A 2,449-nucleotide genomic window follows, 5' to 3' on the forward strand; every position below is an offset into this window, starting at 1 on the left:
CATCGTGGTGCTCGAACGCCTCTCCGACGCCCGCCGCAACGGGCACCGGGTGCTCGGCGTGGTGCGCGGCAGCGCCATCAACCAGGACGGCGCCTCCAACGGCCTCACCGCCCCCAACGGCCCCTCGCAGCAGCGCGTCATCCGCGCGGCGCTGGCCAACGCCCGGATCTCGGCGGCGGACGTCGACGCGGTCGAGGCGCACGGGACGGGCACGGAGCTGGGCGACCCGATCGAGGCGGGCGCGCTGCTGGCCACGTACGGCCAGGAGCGGTTCGAGGACCGGCCGTTGTGGCTGGGCTCGGTGAAGTCCAACATCGGGCACGCCCAGCAGGCCGCCGGTGTGGCCGGTGTGATCAAGATGGTGCTGGCGCTGCGGGCCGGTGTGCTGCCGAAGACCCTGCACGCCGATGAGCCGTCCTCGCACGTCGATTGGGAGACGGGCAACGTCCGTCTGCTCCAGGAGCAGGTGGAGTGGCCGGCGGGCGAGCGGCCGCGCCGGGCGGGTGTCTCGGCGTTCGGCATCAGCGGCACCAACGCCCACGTGATCATCGAAGAGGCCCCGGTCGAGGCGGAGACCGTCCCCGAGGACGCCGCCGAGGACCTCGCGCCGGTCCTGACGCGACCCCTCCCGGCGTGGGTGCTGTCCGGCCGTGACGGGCAGACGCTCGCCGGTCAGGCGGGCCGGCTGCGCGAGCACGTCGCGGAGCGGCCGGAGCTGCCGGTCGGCGACGTCGCGTGGTCGCTGGCCACGACGCGGTCGGCCTTCGAGCAGCGCGCGGTGGTGCTGGGAGCGGACCGGGACGAACTGGAGGCAGGGCTCTCGGCCGTCGCCACCGGACAGCCCGCGCCCGGCGTGGTCACCGGCGAGGTCGCCCCGGACGGGGTGGGGCGGACGGTGTTCGTCTTCCCCGGTCAGGGCAGCCAGTGGGTCGGCATGGGGCGCGAGCTGGCGGAGGCCTCGCCGGTGTTCGCGGCGCGGCTGGCCGAGTGTGCCGAGGCTCTCGCGCCGTACGTGGACTGGCAGTTGGACGATGTGCTGGCGGGCCTTCACGGTTTCGAGGCCGCCGATGTGGTGCAGCCGGCGCTGTGGGCCGTGATGGTCTCGCTCGCCGCCGTCTGGGAGGCGGCCGGTGTCGCTCCGGACGCTGTGGTCGGTCACTCGCAGGGCGAGATCGCGGCGGCTGCCGTCGCCGGGATTCTCTCCCTGGACGACGCTGCCAAGGTCGTGGCTCTGCGGAGCAAGACCCTGAAGGCCCTGGCCGGTCGTGGCGGGATGCTGTCGATCGCGGAGCCGGTGGACGGTGTCCGCGCCCGGATCGCCCCGTACGGTTCCCGTCTGTCGATCGCGGCCGTGAACGGTCCTTCGGCGACGGTCGTCTCCGGCGACGCCGACGCGCTGCGCGAACTCGCCGACTCCTGCGGGGAGTTCCCGCGCACCCGGATGATCCCGGTGGACTACGCCTCGCACAGCGCGCACGTGGACGAGCTGCGCGAGGAGATCCTCGCCGTCCTCCAGGGCATCACGCCGACCGAGGCCCGCATCCCCATGGTCTCCGCCATGACCGGCGCGTGGCTGTCCGGCCCGGAGCTGGACCCGGCCTACTGGTACGCGTCCCTCCGCGAGACCGTCGAGTTCGACCGCGCCGTGCGGATCCTCGCCGACGCGGGCCACGGGGCGTACGTCGAGGTGTCCCCGCACCCGGTGCTCACCCCGGCGATCAGCGACGCCTTCGCGGACCGGACCCCGGCCGTGGTCGGCACCCTGCGCCGCGAGGACGGCGGCGCCGGGCGTCTCCTGGCCTCGCTCGCCGAGGCGTACGTCCGGGGCCTGCCCGTCGCCTGGACCGCGCTCCTGGGCGGCGGCACGGTTGTGGACCTGCCCACCTACGCCTTCCGGCGGGACCGGTTCTGGCCGGAGCCCACCGAGGCCCCGACCGTACCGGTCACCGCGGGCACGCCCGCCGAGGCGGGCTTCTGGAACGCCGTCGAGCGCGGTGACGCCGCTGCTCTCGCCGACCTGCTCGGTGTCGACCCGGCCGACCCGGCCCTCGGCGCGCTCACCGGCTGGCGCCACCGCGAACGCGCCGAATCGGCCGTCGCCGGCTGGCGCTACCGCATCGCCTGGTCGGCCCTGCCCGAGCACGGCACCGCGCTGACCGGCACCTGGCTGCTCGTCGGCTCCGCGCCGGACGTCGCCGACGCCCTGACGGCCGCCGGCGCCCGCGTCCTCACGGTGCCCGGGAACGGTATCGACACCACCGACCGCGAGGCGCTAGCCGCCGCGCTGCCCACCGGTGTCGCCGACCTCTCCGGCATCGTCTCCGCCCTCGCCCTCGACGACGAGGCGGCCGCGCCGCTCGACGCCCACCCCGGCGTCCCGCGCGCCCTGGCCGCCACCCTGGCCCTGGCCCAGGCCGTCGCCGACCGGCGCGGGGACGGGGACGACACG

The 2,449-nt window shown here is 75.5% G+C and carries 1 protein-coding gene; it reads left to right on the forward strand.

Going from position 1 to position 2,449, the window contains the following annotated elements; genetic code table 11:
- The coding region (locus tag AE652_RS37955; RefSeq protein ID WP_049659874.1) for a type I polyketide synthase at positions 1-2,449 on the forward strand (2,449 nt) is incomplete at both ends.

It is taken from the genome of Kitasatospora sp. MY 5-36 (assembly GCF_001182915.1).
Taxonomy (GTDB): Bacteria; Actinomycetota; Actinomycetes; order Streptomycetales; family Streptomycetaceae; genus Kitasatospora.